Origin of the sequence: Amycolatopsis orientalis, from assembly GCF_000943515.2 — a bacterium.
GTDB lineage: Bacteria > Actinomycetota > Actinomycetes > Mycobacteriales > Pseudonocardiaceae > Amycolatopsis > Amycolatopsis orientalis.
In genome coordinates, this window is the sequence record NZ_CP016174.1 from 9,366,215 (window position 1) to 9,382,778 (window position 16,564).

General features: G+C 68.9%; 15 protein-coding genes and 1 tRNA gene. 8 read left to right on the forward strand and 8 right to left on the reverse strand.

Annotated features, from left to right (window positions below):
- Positions 1–7: 7 nt before the first annotated feature.
- A complete protein-coding gene (locus tag SD37_RS41190) occupies positions 8–1,576 on the reverse strand; it encodes a sigma-70 family RNA polymerase sigma factor (protein WP_044849603.1) in 1,569 nt (522 codons plus the stop codon).
- Positions 1,577–1,773: 197 nt separating this feature from the next.
- Here SD37_RS41190 and SD37_RS41195 point away from each other — a divergent pair.
- Positions 1,774–1,846: transfer RNA gene (locus SD37_RS41195), tRNA-Gly, on the forward strand.
- A 317-nt stretch (positions 1,847–2,163) separates the two neighbouring features.
- The gene (locus SD37_RS41200; RefSeq protein WP_065913078.1) at positions 2,164–3,921 is read left to right on the forward strand and encodes a hypothetical protein; all 1,758 of its coding nucleotides are present in this window, start codon (positions 2,164–2,166) and stop codon (positions 3,919–3,921) included.
- A gap of 48 nt (positions 3,922–3,969) precedes the next feature.
- On the opposite strand, the gene SD37_RS42425 is transcribed toward SD37_RS41200, so the two are convergent.
- The 5 genes from SD37_RS42425 to SD37_RS41220 all read right to left on the reverse strand — a co-directional run bounded on the left by SD37_RS42425 (position 3,970) and on the right by SD37_RS41220 (position 6,865).
- Positions 3,970–4,473 carry an SUKH-3 domain-containing protein gene (locus SD37_RS42425; protein ID WP_083255231.1) on the reverse strand — a complete coding sequence of 168 codons (504 nt, stop codon included), beginning with the start codon at positions 4,471–4,473 and terminating at the stop codon, positions 3,970–3,972.
- Positions 4,474–4,507: 34 nt separating this feature from the next.
- The gene (locus SD37_RS41205) at positions 4,508–4,909 is read right to left on the reverse strand and encodes an immunity 7 family protein (RefSeq protein WP_037315672.1); all 402 of its coding nucleotides are present in this window, start codon (positions 4,907–4,909) and stop codon (positions 4,508–4,510) included.
- A 38-nt stretch (positions 4,910–4,947) separates the two neighbouring features.
- Entirely contained in the window at positions 4,948–5,487 is a 540-nt protein-coding gene (locus tag SD37_RS41210) for a DUF2716 domain-containing protein (protein ID WP_037315675.1), read from the reverse strand.
- Positions 5,488–5,674: 187 nt separating this feature from the next.
- The gene (locus tag SD37_RS41215) at positions 5,675–6,283 is read right to left on the reverse strand and encodes a class I SAM-dependent methyltransferase (protein WP_037315678.1); all 609 of its coding nucleotides are present in this window, start codon (positions 6,281–6,283) and stop codon (positions 5,675–5,677) included.
- 75 nt (positions 6,284–6,358) lie between these two features.
- Positions 6,359–6,865, reverse strand: a complete 507-nt coding sequence (locus tag SD37_RS41220) for a hypothetical protein (protein WP_044849601.1) — start codon at positions 6,863–6,865, stop codon at positions 6,359–6,361.
- Between the two features lie 181 nt (positions 6,866–7,046).
- Between SD37_RS41220 and SD37_RS41225 the strand changes: the two genes are divergently transcribed.
- The 6 genes from SD37_RS41225 (at position 7,047) to SD37_RS41250 (ending at position 15,265) form a co-directional block, all read left to right on the forward strand.
- The gene (locus tag SD37_RS41225) at positions 7,047–8,216 is read left to right on the forward strand and encodes a flagellar basal body-associated FliL family protein (protein ID WP_044849600.1); all 1,170 of its coding nucleotides are present in this window, start codon (positions 7,047–7,049) and stop codon (positions 8,214–8,216) included.
- Between the two features lie 144 nt (positions 8,217–8,360).
- Positions 8,361–9,719 (forward strand): flagellar basal body-associated FliL family protein, encoded by a 1,359-nt coding sequence (locus SD37_RS41230; RefSeq protein WP_052674790.1) that lies wholly within the window; start codon positions 8,361–8,363, stop codon positions 9,717–9,719.
- Positions 9,720–9,722: 3 nt separating this feature from the next.
- Positions 9,723–11,069, forward strand: coding sequence for a methyltransferase (locus SD37_RS41235; RefSeq protein ID WP_044849599.1), 1,347 nt, complete (start codon positions 9,723–9,725; stop codon positions 11,067–11,069).
- Positions 11,066–12,967, forward strand: a complete 1,902-nt coding sequence (locus SD37_RS41240; protein WP_044849598.1) for a glycosyltransferase family 4 protein — start codon at positions 11,066–11,068, stop codon at positions 12,965–12,967. The genes SD37_RS41235 and SD37_RS41240 overlap by 4 nt, the downstream gene beginning before the upstream one ends.
- The gene (locus SD37_RS41245; RefSeq protein WP_236725244.1) at positions 12,960–13,499 is read left to right on the forward strand and encodes a hypothetical protein; all 540 of its coding nucleotides are present in this window, start codon (positions 12,960–12,962) and stop codon (positions 13,497–13,499) included. Before SD37_RS41240 ends, SD37_RS41245 begins: the two co-directional genes overlap by 8 nt.
- Positions 13,496–15,265, forward strand: coding sequence for a glycosyltransferase family protein (locus SD37_RS41250; RefSeq protein ID WP_044849596.1), 1,770 nt, complete (start codon positions 13,496–13,498; stop codon positions 15,263–15,265). Before SD37_RS41245 ends, SD37_RS41250 begins: the two co-directional genes overlap by 4 nt.
- A 257-nt stretch (positions 15,266–15,522) precedes the next feature.
- On the opposite strand, the gene SD37_RS41255 is transcribed toward SD37_RS41250, so the two are convergent.
- On the reverse strand, positions 15,523–16,275 hold the full coding sequence (locus tag SD37_RS41255; protein WP_044849595.1) for a Crp/Fnr family transcriptional regulator: 753 nt from the start codon (positions 16,273–16,275) through the stop codon (positions 15,523–15,525).
- Positions 16,275–16,445: a hypothetical protein gene (locus tag SD37_RS43370; RefSeq protein WP_161780890.1), complete on the reverse strand. Its 171-nt coding sequence runs from the start codon at positions 16,443–16,445 to the stop codon at positions 16,275–16,277. Before SD37_RS43370 ends, SD37_RS41255 begins: the two co-directional genes overlap by 1 nt.
- Between the last annotated feature and the right edge of the window lie 119 nt (positions 16,446–16,564).

Consider the following 16,564-nt stretch of genomic DNA (forward strand, 5'->3'; position numbering starts at 1 on the left):
TCGAGCGTTACGGGCAGGTCGGGTAGTCGACGCCCGGTTCCGGATAGTGGGAAGTCGGCTTCACCGGGCTCGGCTCGTGCTCCGACGACTCCCCGGACGACGGTTCGGTCGTGCTTTCGGGGGTGCCCGAAGCCGGTGAAGTGGACCCTTCCGGGTCCGTCGTCGACTCCGGCGTATTCGGGTTCGTGGACTCCGTGGAGTCCCGCGGCGTCGTGGTCGTCGTCGGGCTCAGCGACTCCTCGGTGGGGCTGAGCGATTCGTCGGGCGGCGGGATGTCGTCCCGCTTCGAGGTGGTCTGGTTCGAGCCGCTTTCCGGGACCTCGTTCCGCGGGGCGGTCTCCTGCACCGGCTTCTGCTCGGGAGGGGGCTGCACGACGAGGTCGCCGCCGGCGAGTTCCTTCCGCGAGGTGCCCACGCCGGGCAGGCTCGGCACGTCGGCCACGCCGAGTTCGGAACCCGGCCCCAGCCCTGTCTGCCTCGGCGAGGAGCCCTTGCCGTGAAGCTGGTCCTCGGCGATCCGCTGCGGCGGAATCTGCACCGGCTGTCCCTGGCCCGGCGGGGCGACCTGCACCGGCGGCAGCAACGCCAGCTCCGGCAGCCCTCCCCCGGACAACCCGATGGTGTGAGTCACGTCGGTCCCGAACACGGCCGGACCAGCGACGATCCCGACCGCTCCCGCGGCCGCCGTCGACGCCACCGCCATGCCGACCTTCATCTTCGACCCGAGCAGAAGCCCCTTGACCGAAGCGGCGAATCCCGACAAGGCCCCGGACGACCCGCTCGCGTAAAGACCGGCGGCGCCCGGCACCAGCAGTGCCACCACACCGGCGTGCGCCCGCAGCGAAGAACAGACGTCGCGCAGCTCGTCGTGCGTAGCCCGGCAAGACTGGCAGCCGATCAGATGGGCCTTGATCCGGCTCGCCTCGGCGCCGGTGACGCTGCCCGCGGTGAACCCGCCCAGCTTCTCCACCACCGCCCGGCACGAATCCGGTCCGCGGTTCACCGACAGATGCGCCTGCAGATACGCCGCCCGCAGCCCCTGCCGCGCCCGGCGCGCCAACGCCGCCGTCGCGTTCGCGCTCAGCCCGAAATGGGGCGCGACCATCGACGGCTGCTCGCCCTCGACTTCGGTCTGCCACAACACCGAACGCCAGCGCTCCGGCAAACTCGTGAAGGCGGTCGTGATCAGCGAATGCTCGGCCGTCCGGGCGTTGGTGTCCGCCCCCGCCCCGGCCCGGAACGACAGCTCGTCGTCGCTCACCGGCACGTCACGGCGCGCGCCGTGCCATTCCCACGAGACCCGGCGAGCCACCGTCAGCAGATACGCCCGCACGTAGTCCCGCGGCCCGGCGCCCCGGCGCAACGCCTGAAGCACCCGGAAGAAGGTCTCGGCCGTGATGTCCTCCGCCTCCGACCGATCGGAGGCCAGACTGCGGGCCAGCCGCCGCACTGCGGCGGCGTGAAGTTCGAAAAGCTCCCCGAAGGCGGCGTCCTCCCCTTCGCGGAGCCGCTGGAGCAATGCCTGCTCGTCGGATTCCGAGGCCGCCTGAAGCGGCACCGTGCCCTGCTCGGTCATCCGGCCAGGCACCTCCTCCCCGAAGGACTCACCATTCGGTCGAATGGGGACACCATACGGAGGTATGCAGCCGTCGTCACCCCTTGTACGCCAGGTGTGACACCGAAGCACCTATCGGGGTGGGTTAAAACCGCTACGGACGGTCGGTGTATGGTTGTTCCACTGCTTCAAACGAGTGTTGAAGCGCTGAGGTACATGCGGATGTAGCGCAGCTGGTAGCGCATCACCTTGCCAAGGTGAGGGTCGCGGGTTCGAATCCCGTCATCCGCTCGCAGGTGGGAGAGTCTTGTCCAGGGAACGCCTGGACCAGGGCCTGCTCGCCATAATTTCCGGGGGCCGAGCCCCCGGAGCCCCACGGTTCGTTCACCTCGCCTTTGCGGGTGGGTATGGGGCACGTAAGTCTGACCCTCTTGTTGATCTTCGTTTGCTTCGGCTTTCTTCGTGGTTACTAAGTGCTACAGGTTCGGTGAGCAGAGTCACACGACCGTAGTAATTCGGATTTGTGCATACGTTGTGGTGCTGAGGGCGGCGCCTACCTGGGAGTTCGGTACTTTGTGGGCCGGATCTTCGAGGGTGGGGAAGCACGGATGAGTGAGAACACGCGCGACGGCGGCCCCGTCGCGACGATGGAAGCCGAGCGGAAAACGCCTGAACCGGGCAAGCCCGCGAAGCGCGGACTGCTCGATCGCCTCCCCTATTGGGCCCTGTGGGCACTGACCGCCGTACCGATCGTGCTGTCGATCGCCGAGGTCGTCCGTGCCCCCAAGATCAACCACGCGGATTACTGGGTCGTCCTCGGCCTCGTCGCCGACAAGAACGGCAACCTGGACGTCGCCCAGCTGTTCCACCTCTACCACGAGCACCCGATCGTGCTGGTCGGCCTCGTCTTCTGGCTCGACGCCAAACTGTTCGCCGGCACCCAGACCCCACTCGGCTTCCTCAGCGTCATTCTCGCCGCCGGCATGTTCGCCGCGCTGTGGAGCATGCTGCCCCGCACTCTCACCGGCCTGCGCCGCGCCGGCGTCGTCGCCGGACTCTCCGGACTGGTGTTCTCCGCCGGCACGGTCGAGTACTTCGGCGACGGCATGATGGGCGTCCAGTGGCTCCTCGGCCTCGCCCCCGCCGTCATCGCGATCGCCTTCGCGCACCACGGCAAGCTCATCCCGGCTTTCCTCTTCGCCTTCATGGGCAGCCTCGGGCACGGTGTGGCGTTCCCGGTGTGGATCGTTCTCGCGCTCGTCCTCTGGCTCCGCGGCGAGGGCCGGGTCAAGTCCGCGCTTCCACTCGGCCTCGGCCTCGTCGTCTTCGTTCTCTGGCGCATCGCGCCATGGCCGCCGAGCTACCAGAAGCCGAACGTCGTCGGCGCAGACACCTATCTCGGCGCCATGACCAGCACCATCGGCCAGTCCTGGTCCACCAAGTCACCGGATCTCGCGTTCCTCGCGGGCGCGCTGACCGTCGGCCTCTTCGGTGTCCTCGCCGCGACAGCCGTGAAGCAGCGACTGGCGACCAAAGCCGAGAACTTCGCCGGAACCCTCGACGGCCCGGCACCGGTCGCCGCCGTCGCGGGCTGGTTCGGGCTCGCGGCCCAGGTGACGCTGAACGGCGCGATGATCGGCGTCAGCCGAGGTGGCTACAACGCCACCGAAGGCATGTCGTCCCGCTACGTCGGAATCGGGCTCCTCGGCGTCTGCGCGGTACTCGTGCTGCTGGTGACCCGCGGGCCGCGGGCGCTGCGACTCAAGGCGATCCCGCTGGCGCTCGTCATGGCCCTCTGCGTCTACGCGATCGGCAACACCGCCGCGGGCGCGACCCGCTATCGGTACGCCTACCAACCCGTTCTCGGCGTGGCGATGCAGGTGAACGCGGGCGGCGTGATGAGCAAGATGTTCGCCTATCCCGACTTCCTCGAGCAGGAGCGGACGATGGGCATCTACCCGTTCACGCCGGACTTCACTTTGGGCTGCGGCGCGGGCGGACCGGAACTCGGAACGACCGTCGACCTCGCCAAGGCCGTCGAACTCAAGGGCCCCGGCTACGGCACCAAGGACACCGCCGGCGCCGTCGACACCGCGCCCGTCACCGGCGACAAGCAGATCAACGGCTGGGCACTCATCGGCGGCGAACAGGCCCAGTGCATCCTCATCACCGACGGCGCGGGCAAGGTCGTCGGCGGGGGCACGGTGGGCCTCCCGCGCGACGACATCTCGCAGTTCATGAACGGCACCGGCCGCTCCGGCTGGCAGGCCGTCGCGGCGCCGGAGGTCAAGGACCCGGTCGTTCTCGCCTATCGCGACGGCACGTATCACCGCATCACCACGATCAAGGACGCCGGAAAGGGTTAGAGCGCGGGCGCTTTGAACGGGTCGCGGGCCCGACGCGGCCGAGATTCGCTAACGGGACTCGGGCCTCGGCCAAGGATCGAGTCCCGGATCGGAGTACAGGCAAACCAGCGGGCGATTCGCGCAGACCGCCAACTCCAGTGAGTATTCAAAGGTGGAACCGAGTTCCCAAATCCAGCCCATGCCAGCGGCAACCACCCTCCCCTCAGCCTCGACGAATACACTTGAATAACTGAGCCATTCACCGATCGGGAAATAGTCCCCGCCGAGAACACGCTCCACCTCTTCCGCTAGATCACGATGCCCTGCTCCAGCGGCAAGAGGATCGAAATCATAAGGCTCGTCATTACTGAAGTTCGGGCCGACTCGATTGACCGGCTCGATCGAGAGCCCGCCGAGCACAGCGAGGATTTCTTCAGCCAAGGGGTGAGCCCTGTACCCTTCATCCTCCAACGGCTTTATCCATTGGCCGACGTCAACTCTCCTGCCCACGCTCCATCCGGATGCAGCAAGCGCCCTGAGCAAATCCTTGCTGAGCGAGTCGAATCGAATCATGGAAATCAGTTGATCCCAACCCGCGGGCGGCCGCTCAGATCTCGTAGCCGTCCATCACCGTCGGCGCGACCGGGGACAGGTGGTCGTCGCCGCGTTCGGTGACCAGGCCGCGGGCCATCCGGTACACCTTGAACTCGTTGTCGTGCTCGGGGTCCTGGTCATCCCAGACGTGCAGGAGACCGTAGGAGCCCGGCGCGAGGTCGCCGACGCGGGTGAACAGGTCCACCAGCTCGGGGCCGATCGTCGTGCCGTGTTTGTCCATGCCGCCCAGGTGCAGCACCGGCACGCCGGCGGCCCAGCGCAGGTCCACCAGGTCGCCGTCGTCGAAGTCGCGGACGGCGCGGTGCACCCGCTCGACGATGCGCTCGAGCAGCGCCGCGTCATCGTCACCGGCAGGGCTCGCTTGGATGGTCACCCACCCGTGATATTCGAACACCGGCCTGAGTTTAGGCAGGTCCGCCCATCGGACGGCGGTCAGCCCGCCAACGCGGCCGGTGAGCCGTTGCGCCGGAGCGCGTTCTTGAAAACCTGCTCGCCGTGCCGCTCGAAGGCGGGGACGAGCTTCTCGCCGTAGACGCACAGCGTCCGCTCCCACGGATGCCCGAGCGTGCCGAAGCGGAAGTCGTTCGCCAGGAACAGGTGGTAGTCCGTGCGCGGGAACACCGGGACCGGCCACGGGTCGAGCGCGGCGTGCCGATGCGGGTAGAAGCGGTACGACTGGTGCTGCCAGTGCAGCACCCACACCCACTCGTCCTCGGCGACGCAGTCCTTCAGCGCCGAGAGGGCGACACGCGCGACGTCGTTCTGCTCGACGGCGTACGGGCCGAGCCGGAACTCGGCCGACGACCGGTCGAGTCCGCCGGGCGCGAGGTCCCACGCGACGGACGGGGCGGGTTCACGGAAACCCGGCCAGGCGTGCGAGTAGGTGCTCGGCCAGAACGCGAGCTTGTCGTAGACCCAGTACCAAGCAGGCTCATCTGCGACCCTGGAGATGGCTTCCCAAGCGTTGTTCACGAGCGACCCTCGGTGGTTCGGCCGATTAAGACTGGGAAAGCTTCGTGTTCGGGGCCCGAGTTGTCCAGCTCGTGGGCGCAGTCCGTAAAACTGTCACCTGATCAGGTGTCTTGCGCCGTCGCGAGAACCGTGAGAATGACGGTGCGTGAACGGCGAGCCCACCGAATGCGGGCTCGCCGTCGTTCGATCATGCGGCCGCCTCCCAAAGGCTCATGAAGGCCGACGCCTCGCTTCGCACCCACGGCCGCACTTTGTCGCGATCACGCGGCGACAGCGCGAACTCCTTCGCGCGCCGGACGTCGATCACCAGCGGACGGCCGCCGGGGCGCAGCTCGTCCATGGTCTGTTCGAGCAGCCACAGCACCAGCTGCGCCGCGTCCCGGCTCAACGGCTCCTCCTTGAAGTAGAGCCAGGTGACGTGGACCGGACCGTCACCCTTGCGGAGCCCGAGATGCGGGTTGATGCCCACCTCGAGCGCGCCGAGCCGCCAGCGTGACCGGCCGACCTCGGCCAGCCGCAGGTCACGCCGCCCCAGGTAGCGCAGCCAGCCGTTGGCGATCTCGGCGTAGTGCGGCCGCGTGCGCTCGTCCGCGTTCTCGACGAGGGCCCGCAGCACCTCGCGATCCCGGCCGGAGATCCGCCCGGCCCGGATCGCGTTCGCGGCGCGGAGGTAGAAGTTGAACCCGCCCCTGGCCGGGTCCTCGTACTGACGGCGCCAGCGCCGGACGAAAGAGGAACGCGAGGGACCCGAGCTCGTGCTGTATCCCACGAACGTGGGCAGGGTGATGTAGGCCATCCGTGTCTGCCTTTCGCCGCTGTTCCTGCTGTACAACGACGATTTTAGAACACATGTACGACAGAAACCGGCGCCTTACGGGTGACGTGGACCAGGGGGCCACGGGCCTTCGAGCAACTCGGCCGATTCCTCGAGGATCGGCACCTCGCAGACGTCCCTCGGGGTGAGGTCGGTGGGGATCCAGTTCTCGAGCATCGCCGACCAGCGTGCGATCCCCCGCAGCGACGGCGGCGACCCGAGCAGCTCGCCGACCTCGCTGACCAGGGCGCCGCCGGTCGCTGGGGACAAGTCGCCCTTGACCATCGCGGTGAGCCAGCCGTGGATGAGCGACCACCGCGCGGCCGTGGGGTCGGCGGGCAGTTCGATACCCAGTTCGTCGACCACCTGATGGAGCGCCTTGTCGACGGCGTCTTCGCCCGCGGACTCAAGCCCGGCCAGCAGGCCGAGGGAGGGAACGTCGAGTCCGGCGACGATCGCGTCCAGACCGGCCTCGACCAAGTGGGACGTGCGGACGTCACGCCCGGCGAGCCGGCCGATGGCCAGCTCGCGCAACGCACTGCGGCACTCGTCGATTTCCGTCACCCGGCACTTCCCACGTCCGCCACCGTACCGCCGGCAGGATGAAGGGGCCTCCCGGTGACCGGACGCGAGATCGATGCTGGACCAGGGTCGCTTGTGGACGCGAGAATGTGGAAAGACCACATCAACCACCCATAAGGGTGCATGCAACACTGGCTGCCCACACCCGGCGGCAGGGGGCTAAATGAGCTGGCAGGACGAGCTTCGACAGCTGGACGTCGAGCTGGCCGCGGGTCGCATCGGGCACGCCGAACACCGCAAGAAGCGTGACGAACTCCTGGCGGAGGCCTCCGGCGGGACGATGCCGTCACCGGTCCCCTCACCGCTGCGACAGCCAGGCGGAGCCTGGCACAGCACCAATCCCGCGGCGCGACCGGTCGACCTGCCCACCGTCACGGTTCAGCAGCCCCAGCCGTACCAACAGCCTCAGCAGCCTTACGCGCCGCCGTCGGAACAGCGCACGCAGCCTTTCGATACCGGGAAACCCCAGCGCGAAGAGAAGAAGAGCGTCGTCCCGCGCATCGAGGACCACAAGACCACCGCGCCTTCTCCCGCCGACATCAATCCGACGGTCTACCTGCGCGCCGAGCCGCCGCCGGTCCGGAACAAGCCGTCGACCCACCAGCTGCACCGGCCGCTTCCGCCGCTGGCGCCCGAACCCGGTCCGCGGCACAGCGCGCCGGCCGAGGACTACGCGGTCACCGGCGGTCGCAAGCCGACGTGGCTGTTCCTCGGCGCCGGGGTTCTGGTCGTGCTGGCGCTGATCATCGGCGGGACGCTGTGGCTGGGCTCGTCGTCGTCCTCGAACGTCGCCGAGCAGCCGAGCGTGGCCCAGCCGCCGGACGGTCTGTCCGGGCTCGCGCCGTCCAGCCAGCCGAACAGTGCCCAGACGCCGCTGGAAGACCGGCTGCCCGCGTTGCCGGGAACGCCGTCGAAGGACAACTCGACGATGTCGGTCGCGAAGGGTGTCGAACTCAATCTCTATTCGAAGGCCGCCGCCGACTACCTCACTTCGAAGAACATCACTTCCGTCACCTACAAGGGTTCGAACGAAGGTACGAACGGCTACCTCGTCCTGGTGATCCCGGCGAACGACGCGAAGGACGCCACCGCGATCGTCAACTACTTCCGGGAGAACTCGATCAACGCCGGACTGCGCGAGCAGCGCGTCGGCGACCGGCTCGCCCTCGTCGGCGCGAACAAGAACGGCCAGCTCAGCGGCATGGGTTATGTGTCCGGGACGATGGCCGTGACGACGTGGGTCTCGCAGCCGCTCGGCGGGGATTCGCAGGCGCTCGACACCCGTCTGGAGCAGACGCTGACCTCGTTGGACACCGTTCTGCCGTCGAGCTGAGAAGCGCAGGTCGCGGGGAGATCACGATTCGACCCGCGAGGGCGCGCCGAGTCCGGGCAGTGCAGAATGTGCGAGGTCACCGCAGTGGTGGTATCGCGAGGGCAGGGAGCGTACTTTCCCGCCTGAATCGGATTAAGGGGGCTGGTGGTGTCCTGGCAGGAAGAGCTGCGCAATCTGGACGAGGAGCTCGCATCTGGCCGCCTCTCCGCGGACGACTACCGGCTCCGGCGCGACCAGGTGCTGTCCTCAGCGGTCGCGTACGGCGACCCTGCCCAGCAACAGGTGCAGCAGCCCGGCCAGCAGCCCCAGCAGCCTTTCCAGCAGTCGCCCTTCCAGCAGCCTCAGCAACCGCAGGCGCCGCAGCAGCCCCCGCAGGCTCCGCAGTCCGGTCAGCCCAGCGCCGACTCGACCCAGATCATCGCCCCGGTGAACCAGCCGCCGCAGAACGGTGAGGGCGAGCGGACCCAGGTCGTCCCGAACTGGCAGCAACAGCAGGCCGACCCGAACCGCACCCAGGTCGTGCCCCCGGTCGCGTCGCCGCCCGGTGGTTTCCCGCAGCAGGGCCAGGCGTCCCCGGCGGGCGGTTTCCCCCAGCAGGGCCAGGCCTCGCCCGCGGGTGGTTTCCCGCAGCAGCCGCCCCAGCAGCACGGCTACCCGCAGCAGCAACAGCCGCAGCAGCAGGGCTGGACCGACAACGACGCCAGCCCGCCGTGGGGTGGTTCGGACTTCCCGCCGATCTCGCCGGTCGGCAGCACGGAATGGGTCAAGCAGGGCCCCGAGCTGTTCGAAGACAAGCCCAAGGGCAAGGGCGGCAAGATCGCGATCATCGCGATCGTCGCCGTGCTGGTCCTCGCCGGCCTGGGCGTCGGCGGCTACTTCGCCTTCTCCGGCGGCGGTGACGACCCGGCGGATCCGACCGCTGCGCCGCAGCCGACCCAGTCGCAGAACGCGCCCCCGACGTCGTCGGCCAAGCCGAAGACGCCCGAAGAGCTGCTGTTCGAGAAGATCCCGGAGCAGTCCGGCGAAGAGGACGCGAAGAGCGGTGTGATCACCGCTGCCCAGCTCGCCGAGATCACCGGCATGGAAAAGGGCGAGGCCGATCTGGTCATCGCCGCCGGCGTGAAGCAGGTCGCGTACCGCGGCTCGCAGAAGCAGCCCGACGAGACAGGCCCCCAGCCGGCGAAGATCTCGGTCACGGTCATCCCGCTGACCAGCCCCGGTGCCGCTGGTGACCTGGTCAAGCAGCTGCGCCAGTACCAGACGAGCAACGGCTTCGTGCAGATCACCGAACCGCTGCCGGGTATGCCGCCGAAGCTGAACTTCCAGAAGAAGATCGCCTCCGACAAGGGTTCGTACCGCGGCACCTGGATCAGCGGGAACAACATCATCCGGGTGGACGTGCTGCAGAACCCGCTCGGCGGGGAAGACGGCGAGAAGGCGTTGAGCGGCACGTACCAGCGCGCGGTGAAGAAGACGCTGGAAAACTACGCCGTCACCAGCTGATCGATGACCGCCGAGAAGGCACGGCTGCTCACGACGCTGCTCTCCCTGGCCGAGGACACCGGTTCGCTGTCCGACGAACTGCACTTCGCCGGCTGGGACGCCACCGAGCGTGTTCCGCTCGACCACGGCACCGCGAACGTCCTCCGGGCGCTCGTGCTGCCGAAGGCGCCGCGAGTACTCGAAGTCGGTGCCGATTTCGGCGGTCTGACCAGGTATCTGGGTGAGGTCTCGGCGACGGTGCACGCCGTCGAGGCCGACCCGGTCCGCGCGGCCGCCGTCCGGTTCCGCACCCGCGACCTCGGCACGGTCACGGTGCACGACCGGCCTCCCGGCTCCGGGACTTACGACCTCGTCATCGTCCAACAGCCCTACGCGACGCGAAGCCTGCTGAACGTGGTTCGCGAGCGGCTGTCCCCGACAGGCGCCGTCGTGGTGCTCACCGCCTCGCGGAGTGTCGCCAAGACGCTCGCGGCGGCCGGTCTCGAAATCCAGCGTGAGCTGCGCTGCGCCCCCGGACACGAAGTCGCCCGCGCGGTACTCGGCACGCAGATCTACACCGAGCTCCCCCGGCTGTCCGCCGCGATCACCGGCGGCCCCGCGCACGGCCTCGCCCTGCTGTGCGGCCCCGGCGCCGCCGCCCTCTGGCCCGCGTACCGGCTCGCGACCTACTTCAACACCGCCGAGCGCGCCGCGTTCGCCTGCACGCGTGCCGATGTCGTGCGCACCGGCGAGGGTGCCGAAGTCCGCCGCACGCCGCTCGCGCCGTCTCCGCCGGTCGCCGGGATCTCGGTCGGACCGTGCACGGACAAGGTGTACGACGCCCCGACGATGGTCGAAGTCCTGCTCGACGAGCCGGAGCGCGTCGCGGAACTGCTCACCGGCTGGCGGGATCTCCTGCGCGCCGAGGCCGCGCGCGGGGTCGAGGCGTTGTGGGATCTGGTGCCGCACAACGTACTCGTCGACGGCGCGACGTTGCGCCCGATCGATCTGGAGTGGCGGAACGCGGACGCCGGTTCGCCCGAGGTCGTCGAGCGCGGAGTGCTCGTGCTGGCCGACAAGCTCGCCGACGCGGGCTGGTCCGCGGCGGCGGACGGCGGTTCGGTGCGCGACCTGGCGGGTTGGCTCGGTGTGCTGATCGGCCTCCATCCCTCCTTTGTGGACACCGCGGTGGCACGGGAGGTCGCCTTCTCGACGATCGCCTCGTGCGGCACCGCGCACGGCACCGGCGAGGTGCGGGAGGCCATCGCCGAAATCTGGCGAACGCGCCTGGCGAGAACCGTCCACGGGTACCGTTCAACGAAGGTCGGCGCCGGTGTGGCGGCGAACGAAGACGAGGTAGCGAAGCGATGACGAGCCTGCATACCGCCGGCATCCTGACCCCGGACCGGCCGGTCGGGCACCTGTTCGAGCTCCGGGGCTGGACGACCGGGATCAGCCGGATCGACGAGATGTCCGTGACCGTCGCGGGCGTCGAAGCGAACCTGTTCCCCGAGCCGTGCCCGGGTGCGCCCGAAGGTACTTTCGGCTGGCGCGCCGTCCCGGCCACCTGGGTTCCCGCGGGCACGCAGGACATCGTCGTCACCGGCCCGGACGAGCGGGTGCTGAACCAGGCGACCGTCCACGTGGGAACGCTGCCGGGCGAGGAACCGCTGTGGCTGGGCGAACTCGAAGCGCCGAAGCAGGGAAAGGTCTCCGAGGGGCACGTCGTCTACGTGACGGGCTGGGCCATGCTCCAGGGCCGCGCGCCGAGCCTGATCGAGGTCATGGTCGAGGGCGGCGGCACGGTCAGCGCGCGCACCCGCCTGCCCCGCAAGGACGTGCCGAAGGAATTCCCCGGCTTCGACGACGCCGCCGTCAGCGGTTTCGAGGCTTGGGTGCCCGTCGACCTTCCCTACGGCGAAGAGCGGACGCTGTCGCTCCGCGTCCGGTACCGCACCGAAGGCATCGGCGAGGTCGTGTCGGCGAAGCGCACTTTCACGCTTCGCAATCCCGTCGCGGACCCGGACGACGCCGAACTCGCCGACGAACTGGCGAGTGACACGGCGAAGGCGATGGCGCGGGTGAACATCCCGACCGACCCGAAGCACGTGCTGGTGTTCACGCACAGCCTCGGCGTCGGCGGCGGCCAGTTGTGGCTGCAGGAGCTGCTGAGCCGGATGGTGACCGACCACGGCTGGCAGGTCAGCCTGGTCAGCGAAACCGACGGCCCGCTGCGCGCGGACTGCCACGAACTCGGCATCCCCGTGCACGTCACGACGCATTACCGGAACCAGACGGTCCCCGCATATGAAGGACATGTCGCCGAGCTGGCGCGCTTCGCGAAGTGCTCCGGAGCGGGCGTCGCGCTCGTCAACACGCTCGGCGGATTCGTCGGCGCGGACGCGGCGAAGCGCGCCGGGATGCCGACGGCGTGGGTGATCCACGAGAGCTTCTCGCTGCCCGCGTTCGCCTACCAGAACTGGGGCCCGGTCAAACCGCCCGCCGCGGTCTGGCAGCGTTGGGAAAGCACGCTCGCCGAGGTCGACAAGCTGCTGTTCGTCGCGGACGCGACGCGCGAGATGTTCCTGCCCTACAGCAAGCCGGAACGCTGCCAGACCGTCCGCTACGGCACGCCGATGCACAAGTTCGGCGGTCGCACACGGTCGGAGACCCGGCGGCAGGCGCGGAACATGCTCGGCTACGCGCCGGACGACATCGTGCTGGTCAACATCGGCATCGCGGAATCCCGCAAGGGGCAGGCGCCGCTGATCTCGGCGATGGAGCGAATCCACCAGGTCCACCCCGAGGCCAAACTGGCCGTCGTCGGGCTGCACCCGTCGCCGTACGGGCTGGCGATGGAGGAATCGGTCGAGCGCGCGGGGCTGGAGAAGTCGGTCAGCCTGGTGCCGATCCAGCCGGATCCGCTGCGCTGGCTGCAGGCGGCGGACATCTTCGTGAACAGCTCCGACATCGAATCGCTGCCGCGGTCGATCCTCGAAGCCGTCTGCTGTGGCGTCCCGGTCGCGGCGACCGACGTGTTCGGCGCGCGCGAGATGATCGTCGACGGCGAGACGGGCTGGCTGTTCGAGACCAACGACGTCGACGCGCTGACGGCGGCGTTGCTGCGCGCGCTGGGCACGTCGGCCACCCGTCGCCGCGAGATGGCGAAGGCCGCGCACGAGAAGCTGCGGCCGTGGCTCGACCCGGCGGGTTACGCCCGCGAATACTCCGAGATCCTGACCGAACTGAGTGGGGGCGTTCATGTCTGACACCGACATTCCCGGCCGTGTCCAGGCCGAGCTGACCCGGCTCCGTGCCGAACGGCAGGTTTTCACCGCCGAACAGGACCGGCTGAAGGCGAAGCTGGCCGACACCGAACACGAGCTGCGCGAGACCACCGCGGCCGCGTCGAACGAAGGCGAGTCCGCCGAGGTGCATCAGAAGCTCTCCTCACAGCAGGAAGAACTCGACGTCGCGAAGGCGCGTCTGAAGGCGCTGGAAGCCGAGGTCCTGCTTGCCCACCAGCAGCGTGACTCGCTGCGCGCCGAGCTGAAGACCTGTCGCGAAGAGCGTGACAAGCTGCGGCTGGCGCTGCTCGACGCCGAACTCGTCGTTTCGGCGGGCGTCGTGGACGCGGACATCCTGCCCGGCGGCGAGCCGTCGGCGGACCGGCAGCGGCTGCTCAACGCCGAACGTCTGGCCGCCGAGATGGCCCGCGAACTCGACGCCACGCGCCGCACCGTCAGCTGGCGGGTCACCGCGCCGCTGCGGGTCGTGCGGAAGAAGATGGACCGGCCGTGACCGAACTCTGCTTCGTCTCCGCCGAGGGCGGTTCCGCCTTCATGGAGGAGCTGCTCGAAGTGGTCGCCGACGCCGTGCGCACGGCGGGCGGCAAGGCCAGGACCGCCGTCGGCAGGTATCCCGAGGCCGGGGCCGACACGGTGTTCGTCGTCGTCCCCCACGAGTATTTCGTGACCATTCAGGACGCCGACTTCCCGACCGCCGAACAGTGCCGCCGCACCATCGGGTTCTGTGTGGAGCATCCCGGGACGGCGACCTTCGAGCGCAACGCCGAACTGCTCTCCATCCTGGGCGGCGCCGTCGACATCAACCACGATTCGACCGCCGAGCTGCGGCGGCGCGGGATCGCCGTCGAGCAGTTCCAGCTCGGCTACAGCCCGCTGTGGGACCTGTGGGGCGGCGACCTGGACAGCCCGCGCGACCTCGACGTCACCTATCTCGGCACCGCCGAGCGGCGGCGTTCGGTGCTGCTCGGCTCCTACGCGCGGGACCTCGCGGGCCTGCGGACGCGGCTGCTGACCCCGCCGCACGAGCCGATGACCACCGCGCGCGTCGACTTCCTGCCGGGCAAGGCGAAGTTCGAGCACCTCGCGCGGTCGCGGTTCCTGCTGAACCTGCACCGCGAGCAGAAGCAGACCCTGGAATGGGTGCGCACGCTCGAAGCGATGACCAACGGCTGTGTGGTGGTCAGCGAGACCTCCGCCGACGTCGAGCCGCTGGTCCCCGGCGAGCATCTGGTGCTGGCCCGGCCGGAGGCGCTGGGCTCGGTCGTCGCCGCGCTGGCCGACGAACCCGAGCGCGAGCGGCACCTGCGTTCGGCCGCCTACGGTTTCGTGAAGTCGCTGGACATGACAGCGTCGGCGCGGCGGCTGATCGACCTCGCCTCGTCGCTGAGCTCGGCGCCCGCCGCGGACATCGCGCCGGCACGGGCACTGGCGACGAGCCTGCGGAACCCGGAGGACGCGCTCGCCGTCGACACCCCGTCGTTCGACGCGCGGTTCGCGGGTGACCGGTCCGCCGCCGGCCCGGCTTCGGCACGCGGGACGGCGCTGTCGGCACGGATCGCCCAGCGCGCGGCAGGTGCCCGAAGGGTCGCTTCGCGCACCTGGGAGCCTGCGGCGGCTTCGGTGCCGGGCTCGGCCGACGTCGACGTGCTGATCGTGCGCCGGACCGGCGAAGTCGACCCGGACGATCTGGCGAACGACCTGCTCACCGGCAGCGTGCCGCCGAGGAAGGTGCTCGTCGGCGAGGACGGCGTGCATCCGTGGCCACGGCCGCGTCCGTACGACGTGCTGCTGCACGACACCCCGCTCGGCCGCGGGCTCACCCGGAACTCCCTGCTCGAACGGTCGACGGCGTCCTGGCTGCTGGTCCTCGACGGCGGGATGCGCGCGTCGGAGTTCCTGCTGGAGCGTCTGCTGGCCGCTTCGGACGACGTCGACATCGTGCACTGCCCGGTCGCGGATCCGGTGGACGGCCTGGTCGGCGCGCTGCCGCCGGAGGAGCGGCGGCTGCGGACGCTGCCGTACCTGGGCAGCGGGTATCTGGTGCGGCGGTCGCTGGTCGACGAGTTCGGCGGGTGGAACTCCGAGGTGCTGTTCGAGGGTCTGGAAGATCACCTGTTCTGGCGGCGGGTGGCCGCGGCGGCGAAGCCCACGGCGCTGGTGCAGCAGGTGCTGCTGCGGCGGCTGCGGCCGGATCCGGACTCGCGCCCGATGGACCTCGACCCGCACCGGGTGTGGGCGGCTGTCGAGAGCGCGCTGTAGTCGTTGCTCGGTGCCTCAGGTGCCCGCGCGTGCAAGGAAAGGTCCTTTCCTGGCAAATTTTGCGAGGAAAGGACCTTTCCTTGCACGCGGGGCTGCCGTTCCGTTGCCCCATTAGTGTGACTTAGGCCGTGTCGGTGAACGTCCTCCCCCGGTGGCGCGCCTTATGGGCAGAGCATCGAAGCCTTCGGATGCCGGACGAGGAGGAGCCGCCATGGCCTGGGAAATCGCCCTGGTCGCCGCGTTGGCCGTCGTGTTCGTCATACGGCTCGCGCTTCAGCTGAAGCGCGGCTGAGTTCCCGGCGCCGCGGCTTCATTTGCGGAATCCGCCGCGACCTGGCCTCCTTGGCCGGGAAAAGCGGAGGGCCGTCTTCCCGCAGTTGTCTTTTGACGTGAATGGTCTTGTGTCCCGTCGTCAGATAGCCCTCGTTCTTCAGTTTCACCATCTCGGTGTTCACCGAGGCGGGTGACGCCCCGATCGCGGACGCGATGTCCGCGTGGTTCAGACCTACGTCGATCACCACGCAGTCTTCTCCGGGAATTCCGTAGACCACCTGTAAACGAACGAGAAACGCGGTCAACCTGCTCCGGATCTTGGCGGGCGCGAAACCCAGCGCGATGTCCCGGCGGCGCAGCCGCAGCGCCAGCGCTTCGGCGGCCGCGCCCATCGCCTGCTTGTTGTCCTGGAGGAAGCGACGGAAGGTCTTCTGAGGGATCTCGAGTACGCGGACCGGCTTCGTGGCGACATGGGCGAGGTGGCTCGACCATCCGATCAGGCAGTCTTCGAGGCCTAGCACGTCCCCCGCGCCGAACAGGTCGACGATCATGGGTGGAGTGTCGCCCTGGGCCGTACGCTGGGCTTTCACGTAACCCGACTGCAGGATGAGCACCGGCGGAGCGGGCTCCGCCTGGTTCGCCAGGTTCGCGCCCGCCGCGTAATCGACATGTCTGCCGAGGTCGATCAAGCGCCGCCGTTGCCGCTCGGTGAGCACCTCCAGGAACGTCCCGCCCATCAGCCCACCACCGCCGCGAACGCGTAGAGGATGGCGGGCAGCCCCGCCACCAGGGCCGCCACCGAGCCGATCACCTTGGCGGGTTGAGCGACCTTTCTGGTCAGCAGGAGCCGGGTGAGGATCGCGGCGAAAACGATGTAGGCGAGAACGACGAGTCCCGCCGTGATCACCAGAAGGGGATCAGGTCTATTTGTCGCCAATGGTGACTCCCAGTGAGAAGAAATGCGGTCTTGAGGTTTTTCCGATCCTTGCCCGGCCGGGTGAGAATCACGTCAGGTAGGTGACCTCG